This window comes from Kluyvera ascorbata, from assembly GCF_023195735.1.
Lineage (GTDB): Bacteria > Pseudomonadota > Gammaproteobacteria > Enterobacterales > Enterobacteriaceae > Kluyvera > Kluyvera ascorbata.
Map to the genome: position 1 here is coordinate 3,259,909 of NZ_CP096201.1, position 17,562 is coordinate 3,277,470.

At 53.6% G+C, this 17,562-nt stretch carries 13 protein-coding genes; 4 read left to right on the forward strand and 9 right to left on the reverse strand.

The features are described from left to right. Positions 1-17 precede the first annotated feature (17 nt). The 6 genes from rmf to rlmKL form a co-directional block, all read right to left on the reverse strand. The gene (rmf, locus tag MY052_RS15650) at positions 18-185 is read right to left on the reverse strand and encodes a ribosome modulation factor (protein ID WP_035892402.1); all 168 of its coding nucleotides are present in this window, start codon (positions 183-185) and stop codon (positions 18-20) included. Positions 186-445: 260 nt separating this feature from the next. Further along, positions 446-1,000, reverse strand: coding sequence for a membrane integrity-associated transporter subunit PqiC (gene pqiC, locus MY052_RS15655; protein WP_035892403.1), 555 nt, complete (start codon positions 998-1,000; stop codon positions 446-448). Then, the gene (gene pqiB / locus MY052_RS15660; protein ID WP_035892404.1) at positions 1,000-2,637 is read right to left on the reverse strand and encodes an intermembrane transport protein PqiB; all 1,638 of its coding nucleotides are present in this window, start codon (positions 2,635-2,637) and stop codon (positions 1,000-1,002) included. Before pqiB ends, pqiC begins: the two co-directional genes overlap by 1 nt. Before the next feature lie 4 nt (positions 2,638-2,641). Further along, positions 2,642-3,901: a membrane integrity-associated transporter subunit PqiA gene (gene pqiA / locus MY052_RS15665; protein ID WP_248537379.1), complete on the reverse strand. Its 1,260-nt coding sequence runs from the start codon at positions 3,899-3,901 to the stop codon at positions 2,642-2,644. 13 nt (positions 3,902-3,914) lie between these two features. Continuing rightward, complete coding sequence (locus MY052_RS15670) at positions 3,915-5,822, reverse strand: ABC transporter ATP-binding protein (RefSeq protein ID WP_248537380.1); 1,908 nt, start codon at positions 5,820-5,822, stop codon at positions 3,915-3,917. Between the two features lie 12 nt (positions 5,823-5,834). Next, positions 5,835-7,940 (reverse strand): bifunctional 23S rRNA (guanine(2069)-N(7))-methyltransferase RlmK/23S rRNA (guanine(2445)-N(2))-methyltransferase RlmL, encoded by a 2,106-nt coding sequence (gene rlmKL / locus MY052_RS15675; RefSeq protein ID WP_035892407.1) that lies wholly within the window; start codon positions 7,938-7,940, stop codon positions 5,835-5,837. Between the two features lie 98 nt (positions 7,941-8,038). Between rlmKL and MY052_RS15680 the strand changes: the two genes are divergently transcribed. Continuing rightward, positions 8,039-9,148, forward strand: a complete 1,110-nt coding sequence (locus MY052_RS15680; protein WP_248537381.1) for a YcbX family protein — start codon at positions 8,039-8,041, stop codon at positions 9,146-9,148. Here the strand turns inward: MY052_RS15680 and zapC are convergent. Beyond that, entirely contained in the window at positions 9,145-9,687 is a 543-nt protein-coding gene (gene zapC, locus MY052_RS15685; RefSeq protein ID WP_035892410.1) for a cell division protein ZapC, read from the reverse strand. The two genes, MY052_RS15680 and zapC, sit on opposite strands and share 4 nt — an antisense overlap. 164 nt (positions 9,688-9,851) lie before the next feature. Then, positions 9,852-10,862 (reverse strand): quinone-dependent dihydroorotate dehydrogenase, encoded by a 1,011-nt coding sequence (gene pyrD / locus MY052_RS15690; RefSeq protein ID WP_248537382.1) that lies wholly within the window; start codon positions 10,860-10,862, stop codon positions 9,852-9,854. A gap of 251 nt (positions 10,863-11,113) precedes the next feature. Here pyrD and ssuE point away from each other — a divergent pair, with 251 nt between their 5' ends. Next, positions 11,114-11,689, forward strand: coding sequence for an NADPH-dependent FMN reductase (ssuE, locus tag MY052_RS15695; protein WP_035892412.1), 576 nt, complete (start codon positions 11,114-11,116; stop codon positions 11,687-11,689). Between the two features lie 124 nt (positions 11,690-11,813). Here the strand turns inward: ssuE and pepN are convergent, their stop codons facing one another. Then, positions 11,814-14,426, reverse strand: a complete 2,613-nt coding sequence (gene pepN, locus MY052_RS15700; RefSeq protein WP_248537383.1) for an aminopeptidase N — start codon at positions 14,424-14,426, stop codon at positions 11,814-11,816. Positions 14,427-14,690: 264 nt separating this feature from the next. On the opposite strand from pepN, the gene pncB reads away from it, so the two are divergent. Together pncB and asnS are read left to right on the forward strand one after the other, a co-directional pair. Continuing rightward, a complete protein-coding gene (gene pncB, locus MY052_RS15705) occupies positions 14,691-15,893 on the forward strand; it encodes a nicotinate phosphoribosyltransferase (protein ID WP_248537384.1) in 1,203 nt (400 codons plus the stop codon). A gap of 167 nt (positions 15,894-16,060) precedes the next feature. Next, positions 16,061-17,461 carry an asparagine--tRNA ligase gene (asnS, locus tag MY052_RS15710; RefSeq protein WP_035892415.1) on the forward strand — a complete coding sequence of 467 codons (1,401 nt, stop codon included), beginning with the start codon at positions 16,061-16,063 and terminating at the stop codon, positions 17,459-17,461. The last annotated feature ends 101 nt before the right edge of the window (positions 17,462-17,562 follow it).

The window sequence follows — 17,562 nt, forward strand, 5'->3', positions numbered from 1 at the left end:
TTTTTAAAGAGACAGTGTCAGGCGACTACCGCCCTGTCCTCCATGGCTTCTCGCCAGCCTCCCAGCCAGTAAGACCTCTGGTTAATGGTCTGGTATGGACACATTTCTTTTGGCCGGCCGGTAATCCCGGCCTGATACCCACGCTGATGTGCCCGCTCCAGGCGATCTCGTTTTTGTCTCTTCATGCCTCGTTTCCCTCATATCTTGGTCTGGTGGAAAAGAAAACAGTGGTTACAAAGTGTGCAGCCACACAATACGAATACCGCTAAATAATCTTCCCGTCAATGCGCAGAATTCATACCAATGTCATATTTGTGAGCTACTCAGAAGATCATTTGTACAAAAAATGTGAAGTGGGTTAAGTAAGCAATTGAGCGTAGGCATAAAAAAACCGCCGAGGTTTTGCACCGTCGACGGTCTTTAGAACTATTAATTCTACTTATGGTTAGCGATTGATGGTCTGAGCTATCGAGGTCGCTTCCTGACTCCAGGCCTGCGCCAACACTTTCACCATCGCGTCATAACCATCCTGCTGCTGCGCCAGTTCAATATGGAACGGGCGTTTAGTCAGCTGCCCTTGATGGTTAAGCAACCATTCACCGCTCACTATCACTTTACCATCGTAACGCCCATGGAAGCCGTTAACCGAGACGTTGAGCGTATCCTGGTCGCTGCCTAACGGTTGCGAGGAGACCACCCAACCCGGTAGCTGATTGCTGAGGTTCGCCACCAGCGTGGTTCGCAGCTGCTGATCCAGCGGGCTTGCCCACAGATTATTGCTGGCAATCACATACTGTACGTCGCTGGTCTGATAGACCACACCGCTGCCTGCAAGGAAATCAGGGATGTTAACCTGTTCCACCCACAGCAAACGTTGGCTGGAGCTCGCGCTATTTTGCACCGTCCCCGTTGCTTGCGGCAGCTGGTAGTAGGTCTTATTCTCCGTGCTGCTACAGGCAGCTAACAGACACACCGCGGCCAGAACTATCCACTTTTTCATTATTTCGCCCTCTTAGGCTCTGGATCTTTTTTATCCTTCGCTTCGAACACCAGCGCGTTGCTCTTCTCATTCAGCGTTTTCAGCACCGGCTGCAGTTCACGCAGAACCTGATCCAGACGCTGCATGTCGCCCACCATCTTGTTATAAGCGGCGGAACCCGGCTGGAAGCCCTGCATACTGCGGTTAAGCTCACGCAGCGTTTTCTGCATGTCGGCTGGCAGCTGCTGTGCTGACTGGCTGGCGGTAATCTTATTCAGATTATCCAGCGTCGTCTGCAGACGGCGCATAGTGTTCTGGCTTTCGCTCAGCGTATTCGTCGCCTGCTCAACCATTGGGGTCAGCGGCAGGTTGTTGATCTTATCAAGCGTATCCATCAGGCGCTGCTGGATCTGCGCCAGACCGCCGCTGACAGTCGGTACTATCATGTGACCACCAAACTCACGCATGCCGGTCACTGGCGGATCTTTTGGATAAAAATCAAGGTCAACGTAAAGCGCACCCGTCACTAGGTTACCCGTTTTCAGCGCACCGCGCAGACCACGTTGGATAAGGCTCGTTAAGTGAGCGCCAACATCAGGTTGTTCTCCAAGCTCGCTCGCCAGACGCTCTGGTTCAATGCGGATCAACACCGGAATACGATAATCGTCGTTCAACGCCTGACGTAAGCCCGGCACAAAATAAGGCACCTGCGCCACGGTTCCAAGACGAATACCGCGGAATTCGACCGGTGCGCCAGGTTGCAACCCACGAACAGAATCTTTAAAGAACATCAGATAATCGATGTGATCGGTATACAACGAATCCTGGATACTTTTCTGATCGTCGTAGAGTTTGAACTCCGTTTTCTCAGCAATTGGCTGGCCCAGGTCGACGCCTTCCGGCACGTCAAAGCTGACGCCACCGCTAAAGAGCGTCGACAGCGATCCCATTTCTACGCGCATCCCTGCGGAGGTCAGGTCGACCGCTACGCCGCTGTCTTTCCAGAAACGTACGTTGCTGGTAACCAGTCGATCGTTTGGCGCGCTGATAAACAACTGATAGCTGATAGTACGGGTCTGCGAGTCAAAAGTACTCGTCTCAACGGACCCCACACGATAGCCACGGAACAACACCGGATCGCCCGGACTGAGCTGCCCTGCTTTTTTACTATCAAGCAGCACACGGATACCTTTTGCATCTGGTGGTGCAAGCGGCGGTGAATCCAGAAGCTGATAGTCATTCGGTGCAGAACCTTTAGTTCCTGGCTGCAGCTCGATATAAGCGCCCGACAGCAGTGTTCCTAAGCCACTGATACCTTCACGGCCAATCTGCGGCTTCACCACCCAGAATACTGAGTCTTTATGCAGCAGCTTTTCCATGCCCGAATTCAGTCGCGCTTTAATTTCAACGTGCGTGAGATCGTCGGTCAGCGTGGTGCTTTCGACAATGCCAACGTCCACGCTGCGACTCTTGATCGTTGTTTTACCACCTTCAATACCTTCAGCATTGGTGGTGATAAGCGTCACCTCCGGCCCCTGATGGCTGTAGTGATAGAATAAGATCCAGGCACCAATCAGCGCCGTGACGATCGGGAAGATCCAGACGGGAGACCAGTTTTTCACTTTCTGCACCTTTGCCTCCCCACTCTTGGTTTCCATGCTTTTACGACTCCTCATGGCTTGATTCAGGTTCCCGATCCCACGAAAGTCGCGGATCAAATGTCATTGCCGAGAACATGGTCATTATGACGACCAGCGCAAACATCAGCGCGCCAATCGCCGGATAGATATTCATTAAGCCCCCAATACGTACCAGGGCTGAAAGTACTGCGATAACAAAGACGTCGATCATCGACCAGCGACCAACAAATTCCACCACTTCATAAATAAGGTGCATTCGTTCGCTGTCCCGATGTTTACGCTTCATGCCATTCGCATCCAGACATAGCCAGGCGATGGCGATCATCTTCAGCGTCGGCACCATAATACTGGCGAGGAAAATGACCATCGCCACGGGATACGACCCTTCACTCCACAGCAACACGACCCCGGCAAGAATGGTCGACGGCATCTTATCACCCAATAAATCGGTAATCATGATAGGCAGAATATTGGCTGGGAGATAAAGCAGAATCGATGTCACCAGCAGCGCCATCGTCCACTGCAGACTGTTTTTGCGCCGGACGTGGCCTTTGCTGTGACAGCGCGGGCACTCAAGCTGGTCGGCCGGTAAAATCGCCGTACAGCACGCGCAGGAGCGTAACCCCTGACGAATGCCGGTCACGCCGGGTTTCAGCGGCTGTTCAAGTTTGGGCATCGGGGCAATATCGTCCCACAGCCAGCGACGATCAACGCATTGTAAGGTACGCAACTGTAACAGACAGAAAAGGCACCAGGGCAAGAAGCTGCTGCCGACACCAATATCGCCGTAAGCCATCAGCTTCACAAAGCTCACCAGCACCCCGGCGAGGAAAATTTCCGCCATCCCCCAGGTTTTTAGCGTGAACAGAATGCGCGCCAAAACCACCTTCAGCCGGAGCGGCATACGCACCCGGTTAACCAACAGCAGGATGGTTATCAGACAGAATGTGGGTACCAACTGGACAAACAGCAGGAAGAAGGTGCCAAGACTGGCGTAGTCTTCCGAGAACATAACGCCCGGGATTTCCAGCAGCTCAATTTCACTACTGACCCCCGCCACATTCATACTGATGAAGGGAAACAGGTTCGCCAACACCAGCATAAAAAGCGCGACCAGAACATAGGCCGTCGGACGCTGACGGGGCTCATCCCACGCGGTGGTTAGCGTCGTACCACAGCGTGGGCAGTTCGCCTTATGTCGGTGTTCAAGGTGCGGCAACGCCACCAGCATGTCACATTGTGGACACAGGATATGCTGCGCAGCATGATGTTGATCGCACATGATTACTCCTCAATCAGGCGCCGTTTTTTAATGCTTCGAGATATTCCCACCGCTCAAACGCTTCTTCCAGCGCTTGCTCAGCCTGAGCCATATCGGCCAATACCTTTTGGGTATGGTCGTGAGGCTGGCTGAAGAAGGACGCATCGGCAACTTGAGTCTGTAACGCCTCAAGGTTCGCTTCCAGCGTTTCCAGCTTCTGCGGTAGCTGCTCTAATTCGCGCTGCAGGTTATAGCTTAGTTTGGCACTGGCTCGTTTGACAGTTTCTGCTTTTGGCTGAGCCACTTCCGCGCTTTTTTTCTCGATCGTCTGTTTTTGCGCCCGTGACTGCGATTGTTGACCGCGCGCGTCGTGATAGCCGCCGACATATTGACCAATACGGCCTTCACCTTCGAAGATCCAGCATTCGGTCACGGTGTTATCAACAAACTGACGATCGTGGCTAACCAACATGACGGTACCCTGGTAACCATCAATCAACTCTTCAAGCAGTTCGAGCGTTTCGACATCCAGGTCGTTGGTTGGTTCATCGAGAATCAACAGGTTACTTGGCTTCAGGAATAATCTTGCCAGCAGCAGGCGGTTACGTTCACCACCGGACAGCGCGCGAACCGGGGTCATCGCACGTTTCGGGTGGAATAGGAAGTCCTGCAGGTAGCCCAGCACGTGGCGAGGCTTACCGTTAACCATCACTTCCTGCTTTCCTTCGGCGAGGTTGTCCATCACCGTTTTATCCGGGTCCAGCTCAGCGCGGTGCTGATCGAAATAGGCCACTTCCAGCTTGGTGCCGACGTGAATACGCCCGCTGTCAGCTTCTAACTGGCCCAGCATCAGCTTCAGCAACGTAGTTTTACCGCAGCCGTTCGCACCAATCAGCGCAATTTTGTCGCCGCGTTGAACCTGCGCCGAGAAGTCTTTCACCAGCACTTTGCCGTTAACCTGGTAGTTAACGTCTTCCATCTCGAACACGATTTTGCCGGAGCGAGACGCTTCTTCGACCTGCATTTTCGCGCTACCCATTACTTCACGGCGAGCGCTGCGTTCGTTACGCATCGCTTTCAGCGCGCGCACGCGGCCTTCGTTACGGGTACGACGTGCTTTGATGCCCTGGCGGATCCACACTTCTTCCTGCGCCAGCTTGCGATCGAACTCGGCGTTTTGCAGATCTTCAACGCGCAGCGCTTCTTCTTTCTCCAGCAGGTACTGGTCGTAGTTACCCGGATAGGTCACCAGCTTGCCGCGATCGAGATCGACAATACGGGTCGCCATATTGCGGATAAAGGAACGGTCGTGGGAGATAAAGATAATCGTGCCTTTGAAGGTCTTCAGGAAGCCTTCCAGCCAGTCGATAGTTTCAATATCCAGGTGGTTCGTCGGTTCGTCGAGCAGCAGCACGCGCGGCGCGCTGACCAGCGCACGACCTAATGCGGCTTTACGCAGCCAGCCGCCGGACAACGCCGCCAGCTCCATATCCGGCTCCAGACCCAGCTGTGCCAACACTTCGTTGATGCGGTTTTCCAACTGCCACAGACCGTGGTGATCCAGCTGTTCCTGAACCTTCGCCAGCTCCTGCAGGTTTTTATCGCTTGGATCGGTCATCACCAGGTGCGAGATATCATGATAGCGTTTGAGATATACCGCCTGCTCTTCGATACCTTCGGCGACAAAGTCGTAGACGCTGCCCTGCACGTTACGTGGTGGATCCTGCTGCAGACGCGCCACAACCAGATCCTGTTCGTAAATAATACGACCGTCGTCCAGACCCTGCTCACGGTTGAGGATCTTCATCAGCGTGGATTTGCCCGCGCCGTTACGGCCGACCAGACAGACGCGCTCGTTATCCTCGATATGCAGCTCTGCATTATCAAGAAGCGGCGCATCGCTGAACGACAGCCACGCACCGTGCATACTAATTAATGACATTCTTTATTCCTTTCAGGCCGCGGTAATCAGCCAGCAGTTGTGGATCTGACGGTTACGGGCGAAATCCTGAGACTGTGTTTTTTGGGTAATGTCTTGTGCTTTCAGTCCCAGTTCTGCCAGGCCGTCGTGGTCCATACGGAAACCGCGTTTGTTGTTGGAGAACATGATGGTGCCGCCTTTACGCAGCAGACGTTTCAGATCTTTCATCAGACGCAGATGATCGCGCTGAACGTCAAACGCATCTTCCATACGTTTGGAGTTTGAGAAGGTGGGTGGATCGATAAAGATAACGTCGAACTGTTCATCGGTATCGCGCAGCCACGCCAGCACGTCCGCCTGCATCAGACGATGCGCGCGACCGGTTAAGCCGTTAAGGCGCAGGTTACGCTCCGCCCACTCCAGATAGGTACGCGACATATCCACGGTAGTGGTCGAACGCGCGCCGCCCAGACCCGCGTGCACGCTAGCGCTGCCGGTATAGGAGAAGAGGTTCAGGAAGTCTTTGCCTTTACTCATCTCACCCAGCATGCGGCGGGCGATGCGGTGGTCGAGGAACAGGCCGGTATCGAGGTAATCGGTCAGATTGACCCACAGGCGCGCGTTGTATTCGCTCACCTGCATGAAGTCGCCCTTCTCGTTCATCTTCTGATACTGGTTTTTACCCTTCTGACGCTCACGGGTTTTCAGCACCAGCTTGTTCGGCGCAATACCGAGCACGGCGATGGTCGCGGCGATAATATCAAACAGACGCTGACGCGCTTTATTGGCATCGACGGTTTTCGGCGGCGCATATTCCTGCACCACTACCCAGTCGGCGTAGCGGTCAACGGCCACGTTGTATTCCGGCAGGTCAGCGTCGTACAAGCGGTAGCATTCAATCCCTTCCTGTTTCGCCCACTTTTCATATTTCTTCAGATTTTTACGCAGACGGTTGGCGTAATCTTCTGCCAGAGAAGCAGGCTTCTCGCCGGTGGTTTCGGTCAGATGGTAGTTTTTCTGTACGCAGTCCAGCGGGCCGTTTTTGGCTTTAAATTGACGCTCAGCGCGCAGCTGTAGACAGCTTAACAGCTCCGGAGAGGCGCTAAACAGCGACAGATTCCAGCCGCCAAAGTGGTTTTTCATATTGCGGCCGAGCAGGCTGTGCATCGCAATCAACGCCGGTTCACTTTCCAGACGTTCGCCGTATGGCGGGTTGCTGATAACGGTACCGTAAGGGCCTTTCGGCAGCGGATTGGTCAGCTGCGCCACGTCTTTCACTTCAAAGGTGATAAGCTCGCCAATCCCCGCACGGCGGGCGTTGCTTCGCGCCAGCTCAACGACACGGCTGTCGATGTCGGAACCAAAGAAGCGAGATTCATAGGCGGCAAGGCCGGCACGGGCGCGAGTCTGGGCGTCAGCTTTGACCTCTTTCCAGACCGCGTCGTCATGCTGTGCCCAACCGCTGAAGCCCCAATGGCCGCGATGCAGCCCTGGTGCCCGGTCAGTCGCCCACATCGCTGCTTCAATCAGCAGCGTGCCGGAACCACACATTGGGTCGAGCAGCGGCGTGCCCGGCACCCAGCCGGAACGCATGACAATAGCGGCCGCCAGGTTCTCTTTGATCGGCGCCATACCGGTGCGATCGCGGTAGCCGCGCAGGTGCAGGCCTTCGCCGCTCAGATCGAGAGAGATATAGGCGGTCTCTTTGTTGAGGCGTACGTTAATACGCAGATCCGGATTGTCGCGATCGACGTTAGGACGCGGTAGATTTTTGCGCGTAAAGGCATCGACGATCGCATCTTTTACCTTCAACGCACCATACTGGCTGTTACGAATGCTATCGTTCAGGCCACCGAAGCTCACCGCAAAGGTAGCATCCGGGGTGAAGATAGCGGTCCAGTCAATAGCCTGTACGCCAAGATAAAGATCGAGATCGCTCCAGACGCTACATTCTCCCAGCGGCATCATGATGCGCGACGCCAGGCGGCTCCACATCAGGCTTTTGTACAGAAGCTGCGTGTCGCCCTGGAAATGGACGCCGCCCTGGGCAATCTGGCACTCTTGGGCGCCCAGGCCTTCCAGTTCAGTTTTTAACAGCTCTTCCAGCCCACGGGCCGTACTGGCAAACAGAGAATTCATATCGTCACTTTTACTCGCAGAAAATTGTTGCGCATTATAGCCAATCTGCGCCCCATGTCATAAAGTTAAAGGCTTATTTTCGACTCAGGGACAGCGTTGTGGCTACATTATCGCGGCTTTTTATACATCCGGTGAAATCTATGCGCGGCATCGGGCTTACGCACGCCTTTGCCGATATTAGCGGGATGGCGTTTGACCGCATTTTCATGATCACCGAGCCTGATGGCACCTTTATTACCGCCCGTCAGTTCCCGGCGATGGTGCGCTTTACCCCTGCGGTCCTTCACGATGGTTTACACCTCACCGCGCCCGACGGCAGCAGTGCGTTAGTCCGTTTTGCGGATTTCCTCGGTCAGCCGTCGCCAACCGAAGTTTGGGGCAACCATTTTACCTCGCGTATTGCGCCTGACGCCATCAATCAGTGGCTCACGCCGTTCTTTAAACGTGATGTCCAGCTTCGCTGGCTGGGTGATGACCTTACCCGTCGCGTTAAGCGCCACGATGCGGTGCCGCTCTCATTCGCCGATGGTTTTCCGTTCCTGCTCACCAACGAAGCTTCGCTGCGCGACCTGCAACAGCGCTGCCGTGCCAGCGTTCGCATGGAACAGTTCCGCCCTAATCTGGTGGTAACCGGCGCGCAGGCCTGGGAAGAAGACAGCTGGAAGACGCTGCGCATTGGCGACGTGGTCTTCGATGTCGTGAAGCCATGCAGCCGCTGTATCTTCACTACTATCAGCCCAGAAAAAGGGCAAAAACACCCGGCAGCAGAACCGCTGAGCACGCTACAGTCATTTCGCACTAACCCCGCCAACGGCGATGTGGATTTCGGTCAAAACCTGATTGCCCGCAACAGTGGCGTGGTTCGCGTGGGCGATGAAGTGGAAATTCTCACCACCAGCCCGGCCATCGTGTACGGTGCAGGGAAAAGCGAGGAGGCGCTGGCCCCGCAGACGCAGCAGGATGCGCTCGTGGAGATTGACTGGGAAGGCAATACCTTTACCGGGAATAATCAACAGATCTTACTGGAACAGCTAGAGCAACAGGGTATTCGCGTCCCCTACTCCTGCCGGGCGGGTATCTGCGGCAGCTGCCGCGTGACGCTGCTGGACGGAGAAGTGAGCCCGCTGAAAAAAAGTGCGATAGCTAACGATGGTACGATTCTTAGCTGTAGCTGTGTGCCGAAAACCGCACTGAAGCTGAAGCTTTAAACCGCCTGTTCCAGGCTGTAACCGTCCAGCCCTGGCTGAGGTTGCAGCCTGTCGTTCATCACTTTGATAGGGTCGCCAAGCTGCATAGTGCGCCCAGCCAGTACCAGCCCTGGCTGTGCTAGCAGGCATAGCGCGGCGTTTTCGCCTGGCTCAACCACCAGCAAATTCACCTGGCTGTCATCGTCACTTAACCAAACGGCTGCGGCATCACCGGTCACCGGAGACCAGCTATCTTCGTGCGCGCGGAAATGCCAGCTTTTCGGCATCTGAGGTTTGAGGAAGCGAATGGCGACGAGGGCATTAAGAATCAGCTCAGCACGATGTTCTTTTGAAAGCACAAGGTCACGGCATTTTTCTTCAAAGGAGAAATAAAGCGCGGCATCGTCAACGCAAAAACCGGTTGGCGCAAAAGCATCGGGCGTTAACATTCGGCGAGCAAAACGCGAACGAAACAACATACCATTGGCTAAATCGAGCATCATTCGATCGTGCTCTTCATCATAATACCAACGCCAGTTATCATCAGGTTTAATTCGCATTTTTCTCTCCCATCATATTCGCATCCAATGCATTGTCTGTTCTTCCGCTGCGTTACTTTCCCTTAAATAATAAAAGACCAATATGTTTAAATAAGCAACAATACGGGAATATAATGCAACCAGGGCCGGAAATAAAGCCCTGGATCACAATACTGGGAAAAATACTAGATGTGGGTAACGATTTCTTTAATCAGCGGCGGGCCTTTAAAAATAAAACCGGAATAAATCTGTACCAGAGACGCACCGGCTGCCATCTTCTCGCGCGCGGCAATCACCGAGTCGATACCGCCAACGCCAATAATAGGTAATTGACCTTTTAATTCGGCTGACAGCATACGAATAATTTCAGTGCTCTTTAATTGTAATGGACGACCACTTAAACCACCCATTTCATCGCAATTTTTCATCCCCTGAACCAGAGAACGATCCAATGTGGTATTGGTCGCAATCACCCCATCAATATTATGGCGAACTAAACTATCGGCCACCTGGATCAACTCTTCATGAGAAAGATCCGGCGCGATCTTCACCGCCACTGGAACAAATTTATGATGCTTTTGTTCAAGTTCAGATTGCTTATTTTTAATACCGGAAAGGAGATCGTCAAGCGCATCACCATATTGCAGCGTACGCAGCCCTGGGGTATTTGGTGAGGAGATATTAATCGCAATATAGCCCGCATAAGCGTAGATTTTTTCCATACAAATCAGATAGTCATCTTTGCCCTGCTCTACTGGCGTATCTTTATTCTTACCAATATTAATACCCAGAATTCCGTCGAAATGCGCTTTTTTTACGTTCTCGACCAGGTTATCAACGCCGTGGTTATTGAAGCCCATGCGGTTGATCAACCCCTCGGCATCGACCAGACGGAACAAGCGTGGCTTGTCGTTACCCGGCTGTGGGCGCGGCGTGACGGTTCCAATCTCAATAGAGCCGAATCCCATCGCCCCTAAGGCATCAATACATTCGCCGTCTTTATCCAGACCTGCGGCCAGACCCAGCGGATTTTTAAACGTCAGCCCCATGCAGGTCACCGGTTTTTCCGGTACTTTTTGACGCACGAGTGCTTCCAGCGGGGTGCCGGTGACGCGACGTAATTGTTGGAACGTTAATTCATGAGCGCGCTCTGGATCGAGCTGAAAAAGTGCTTTACGAACGAAGGGATAGTACATGAACTCTCCTGGATTCCCGGTGTGCAAACCGGGGGCGTATTATGTGCGATAACGCTCAAAAATGGAATTGACCTATGGCAAAAAAAACGCAATCGTTTTCCCTCCATTCAACCCCTACGTCACTCCGCATATGCATTTTCTGGTAATTCATCATCAGAAAAAGTATTTCGCCCTGGGTTTCCCCTCTGACACACTGATGCAAATGTTATCAATTTTAGATTAATGTTTGTTTTTAGTTATAAGGAGAGACCATGCGCGTCATTACTTTAGCAGGCAGCCCCCGTTTTCCTTCTCGCTCCAGCGCCCTGCTGGAGTATGCCCGGGAGAAACTCTCTGCCGCCGACGTTGAAGTTTTTCATTGGCATTTGCAGAACTTCGACCCCGAAGATCTGTTTCACGCCCGCTTTGACAGTCCCGCGCTGCAAACCTTAACCGAGCAGTTGGCACACGCCGATGGCTTGATTATCGCCACGCCGGTCTATAAGGCATCATTCGCTGGCGCATTAAAAGCGCTGCTGGATCTGCTGCCTGAGCGTGCGCTTGAAGGCAAAGTTGTGCTGCCACTGGCAACTGGCGGCACGGTGGCACATATGCTGGCGGTGGATTACGCCTTGAAACCAGTGCTCAATGCGTTGAAGGCCCAGGAGATCCTACAGGGGGTCTTTGCCGATGATAGCCAGGTGACCGATTATCAGCATAAGCCCCAGTTCAGCCCGAATCTGCACACGCGACTGGACAGCGCGCTGGAGACATTCTGGCAGGCATTGCATCGGCGGGACATCCAGGTTCCCACGTTAAGTGCCGCACGACTCACCGAACATGTTTGATAAAAAAAACGCCGCAGGGATAACCCAGCGGCGTTTTTGTTTGTATCGATAAAGTAGCCCGGCCGAGCAACGCGACGCCGGGAAAATCCCGGAGTCGGCGTTAACGCCTCGTCCGAGCTACGTATCAGGCTAATGCTTTCGCAATCTTCTCGTACAGATCGCCGGACAGGTTTTCCAGCCCTTTCAGCTGTTCCAGCGCGGCACGCATTAACGCCTGACGCTTCGCATCGTAACGTTTCAGGCGGATCAACGGCTCAATCAGACGCGAAGCCACCTGCGGGTTTTTGCTGTTCAGCACGGTGAGCATTTCTACCAGGAACTGATAGCCGCTACCGTCTGCCGCATGGAACGCCGCCGGGTTACTGCCCGCAAAGGCACCAATCAGTGAACGAATACGGTTCGGGTTATTCATGCTGAATGAGCGGTGGTTCAGCAGCTTACGTACCGTTGCCAGCACGTCATCCGCCGGGCTTGTTGCCTGCAGAATCAGCCATTTATCCATCACCAGCCCGTCATGATGCCATTTATCATCATATTCTTGCATCAGCGCGTCGCGGCATGGCAGTTCAGCCGCCACGGCAGCAGACAGCGCCGCCAGCGCATCCGTCATGTTATCGGCATTATGGTACTGCTCGCTCACCAGCTTATCGCCAAGCTCACGGTCACCAAACGCCAGGTAGCGCAGGCAGGTATTGCGCAGCGAACGCTTGCCAATGTCGGCATGCTCTACGCGATAGCTGTCGAGCTTGTTGACGTTATAAACCGCCAGACATTCATCGGCCAGTTCAGTCGCCAGCGTACGGGTCAGCGCTTCGCGCACCGCGGCAATGGCGATAGGATCGATAATCTCGAACAGTTCGGCAATTTCGCTCGTTGATGGCAGCGTCAGGATTTCAGCCGCCAGCGCCGGGTCAATGTGCTCATCAAGCAAAATCGCGCGGAACGCATCGGCCACGTGGACCGGCAGCGACAGCGGCTGGCCCTGCTGATGGCGGGCAACGTTCAGCTTGATATAGGTTGCGAGCAGGCTCTGCGCCGCATCCCAGCGAGAGAAGTCATTACGCGCATGACGCATCAGGAACGTCAGCTGCTGATCGCTCCATTTATATTCCAGTTTCACCGGCGCTGAGAATTCACGCAGTAACGATGATACCGGCTGGAAGTAGACGTTATCGAAAACAAAGGTCTGCTCGGCCTGGGTCACATTCAGCACGTGATGCACCGGGTGCCCGTCTTTCTGCAGCGGGATCACTTTGCCTTCGTTATCGTACAGTTCAATGTCGAACGGAATATGCAGCGGGAATTTTTCATCCTGCTCAGCGGTCGCTGGCGTACGCTGACGGATGGTCAACGTATACTGCTCGGTTTCCGGGTTGTAGTCGTCATGCACGCTGACAATCGGCGTACCGGCCTGGCTGTACCAGCGGCGGAAATGAGACAGGTCAACGTTGGACGCGTCTTCCATCGCCTGCACGAAGTCATCACAGGTTGCGGCGCTGCCGTCGTGACGTTCGAAGTACAGCTGCATGCCTTTCTGGAAGTTGGTCTCACCCAGCAGGGTGTGCAGCATGCGGATAACTTCTGCCCCTTTCTCATACACCGTCAGGGTATAGAAGTTATTCATTTCGATAACTTTGTCCGGACGGATTGGGTGCGCCATCGGGCTCGCGTCTTCCGCAAACTGCAGGCCGCGCATGGTGCGCACGTTACTGATGCGGTTCACGGCGCGTGAACCTAAATCAGAGCTGAATTCCTGGTCACGGAAAACGGTTAGGCCTTCTTTCAGGCTCAACTGGAACCAGTCGCGGCAGGTAACGCGGTTACCGGTCCAGTTGTGGAAATACTCGTGGCCAATCACGCGTTCGATGTCGAGATAGTCTTTATCCGTTGCGGTATCGGTTCGTGCCAGCACGTATTTGGAGTTAAAGACGTTCAGCCCTTTGTTCTCCATCGCGCCCATATTAAAGAAGTCGACGGCGACAATCATATAGATGTCGAGGTCATACTCGAGGCCGAAACGATCTTCGTCCCACTTCATGGAGTTTTTCAGCGAGGTCATCGCCCACGGCGCGCGGTCCAGGTTGCCGCGGTCAACGAACAACTCCAGCGCCACTTCACGACCAGAACGCGTTTTGAAGGTATCCCGCAGTACGTCAAAATCACCGGCTACCAGCGCAAACAGATAGCATGGTTTTGGGAACGGATCCTGCCACTGTACCCAGTGACGGCCATTTTCCAGCTCACCCTCGGCAACGCGGTTGCCGTTAGAGAGCAGGAACGGATATTTGGTTTTATCAGCGGTGATTTTGGTGGTAAAGCGCGCCAGCACATCCGGGCGGTCAAGATACCAGGTAATGTGGCGGAAGCCTTCTGCTTCACACTGGGTGCACAGCGCTTCGCCAGACTGATACAGCCCTTCTAACGCCGTATTCGCCGCTGGGCTGATTTCATTCACAATCTTCAGCGTGAAACGTTCTGGCAGGCCAGCAATAACCAGGTAGTTATCTTCTTCTTTATAGTTGTCCCACGGCTCGCCGTTAACGTGAAGGGAGATAAGGGTTAAATCTTCACCGTTCAGACGTAGCGGTACATCAGACGCTGCGTGGCGGGAAACCTGGCTTTCCGCAGTCACGATGGTTTTTGCGGCATCCAGGTCAAAGGCCAGGTCAATATCACTAATCAGGTAGTCCGGCGCACGGTAGTCGTGGCGGTACTTGGCTTGGGGCTGTTGTGTCATAAAAAACCTTTAGCATCTTTTGTAAATGTCACCTCCAGTCTATTCCTGTTGTGTTAAACGCGCTACGCAGAATCTTCATCTTTTCCAGTCAAATAGGGAAAAATGATACATTTGCGTAACACACCGCACAAAACGCCATGGTGACTCTTCGTGCCTTATGGTGTGATCGGGGTTCAATAAATCGATAAACAAGGTATACTCCAGCGATTCTCCCCTGTTGTTTATTGTACTAAACGCTCCTGTGAGAGGATGCTACTGCGCACCATGACACAATTCGCTTCTCCTGTGCTGCACTCGCTGCTAGACACAGATGCCTACAAACTGCATATGCAGCAGGCTGTGTTTCACCACTACTACGACGTAAACGTAGCGGCTGAATTCCGCTGCCGTGGTGACGATCTGCTGGGCATTTATGCTGACGCTATTCGCGAACAAGTCGAAGCCATGCGTTCACTCACCCTGCAGGATGACGAATACCACTGGCTCTCCGGACTTCCTTTCTTTAAACAGGATTACCTGAACTGGCTACGTGATTTTCGCTACGATCCGCAGCAGGTCACCGTCACCAACGATAACGGCAAGCTGAATATTCGCCTTGAGGGCCCGTGGCGCGAAGTTATCATGTGGGAAGTCCCGCTGCTGGCGGTGATTAGCGAGATAGTTCATCACTACCGCTCGCCGGAAAACGGCGTGCCGCAGGCGCTGGAAATGCTGGAGCGTAAGCTCGTCGACTTTAACCAGTTGACTGCCGACATTGATATGTCCGCTTTCAAGCTGATGGATTTTGGTACCCGCCGCCGCTTCTCCCGTGAAGTTCAGGAGGCCATTGTGGGCCGCCTGCAGCAGGAGTCCTGGTTTACCGGCACCAGCAACTACGACCTGGCGCGTCGTCTGTCGCTCACCCCAATGGGGACGCAGGCGCACGAATGGTTCCAGGCGCATCAGCAAATCAGCCCCGATCTCGCCACCAGCCAGTGCGCCGCCCTGGCCGCCTGGCTTGAAGAGTATCCAGACCAGCTCGGCATCGCATTAACCGACTGTATTACTATGGACGCCTTCCTGCGTGATTTTGGCCCGGAATTCGCCACCCGCTACCAGGGGCTGCGCCATGATTCTGGCGACCCGTTTGAGTGGGGCGAAAAAGCCATTAAGCACTATAAAAAGCTCGGCATCGACCCGCTGAGTAAAGTGCTGGTGTTCTCTGATAACCTCGACTTAACCAAAGCCGTCGAGCTATATCGCCATTTCTCATCACGCATCAACTTGAGCTTTGGCATCGGTACGCGCCTGACCTGCGATATTCCTCAGGTTAAACCGCTAAATATTGTTATTAAGCTGGTGGAGTGCAACGGCAAACCGGTGGCAAAACTCTCTGACAGCCCAGGTAAAACTATCTGTCACGATAAAGCGTTTGTTCGCGCTTTACGTAAAGCATTTGATCTTCCGCAGATCAAAAAGGCGAGTTAATCACCAAAGGGAGCCACACGGCTCCCTTCTTCTTTATTTATTTCTGAAAACAGCCCTTCTCGATGCTAATTCTGCTTGTCTGATAGAAGATGACAGGTAACATAGATATCCCCCCGCCGTTCCGGGGAAAACGATTTTTTTATTGGACTACGAATAGAGAGACTATTATGAGCGTTGTGCCTGTAGCCGACGTACTCCAGGGCCGCGTAGCCGTTGACAGCGAAGTCACCGTGCGCGGCTGGGTACGTACCCGCCGAGATTCAAAAGCTGGCTTTTCCTTCCTCGCCGTCTATGACGGTTCCTGCTTTGATCCTGTACAGGCCGTTATTAATAATTCTCTGCCCAATTACAATCAGGAAGTGCTGCGTCTGACCACCGGCTGCTCCGTGATTGTCACCGGCAAGATCGTCGCCTCTCAGGGTCAAGGTCAGAGCTTTGAAATTCAGGCTTCCAGCATTGAAGTGACCGGCTGGGTTGAAGATCCGGACACCTACCCGATGGCGGCAAAACGCCACAGCATCGAGTATCTGCGTGAAGTCGCGCATATGCGTCCACGTACCAACCTGATTGGCGCAGTTGCCCGCGTACGTCATACGCTGGCGCAGGCGCTGCATCGTTTCTTCGATGAGCAAGGTTTCTTCTGGGTTTCTACCCCGCTGATTACCGCTTCCGATACCGAAGGCGCAGGTGAAATGTTCCGCGTTTCCACGCTGGATATGGAAAACCTGCCGCGTAACGATCAGGGCAAAGTCGATTACGACAAAGATTTCTTCGGCAAAGAAGCCTTCCTGACCGTTTCCGGCCAGCTGAACGGCGAAACCTATGCCTGTGCGCTGTCGAAAATCTACACCTTCGGCCCAACCTTCCGCGCGGAAAACTCCAACACCAGCCGCCACCTGGCAGAGTTCTGGATGCTGGAGCCGGAAGTGGCATTCGCTGATCTGGAGGATAACGCCCGTCTGGCAGAGGCGATGCTGAAGTACGTCTTCAACGCTGTGCTGACCGAACGCGCGGACGACATGAAGTTCTTCGCTGAGCGCGTAGATAAAGATGCCATCGACCGCCTGGAACGTTTCGTGACCGCCGATTTCGCGCAGGTGGATTACACCGATGCCGTGACCATTCTGGAAAACTGCGGTAAGCAGTTTGAAAACCCAGTCTACTGGGGCGTGGATCTCTCTTCTGAACACGAACGTTATCTGGCCGAAGAACACTTCAAAGCGCCGGTCGTTGTGAAAAACTATCCGAAAGAGATTAAAGCGTTCTATATGCGCCTGAACGACGACGGGAAAACCGTTGCCGCAATGGATGTTCTGGCTCCGGGCATCGGCGAAATCATCGGTGGTTCTCAGCGTGAAGAGCGTCTGGACGTTCTGGATGCGCGTATGGCTGAAATGGGTCTGAATAAAGAAGACTACTGGTGGTACCGCGACCTGCGTCGCTACGGCACCGTTCCACACTCTGGCTTTGGTCTGGGCTTCGAGCGTCTGATCGCTTACGTTACCGGCGTGCAGAACGTTCGTGACGTTATCCCATTCCCAAGAACGCCACGCAGCGCTACGTTCTAAGTTTATTGTCTGCTAAAGGCCAGCCATCGCGCTGGCCTTTTTTTGCCCGCAACTGTAAAGAAACCTTTTTTTTAAATTTAACAAAATTAAACATCAACCCC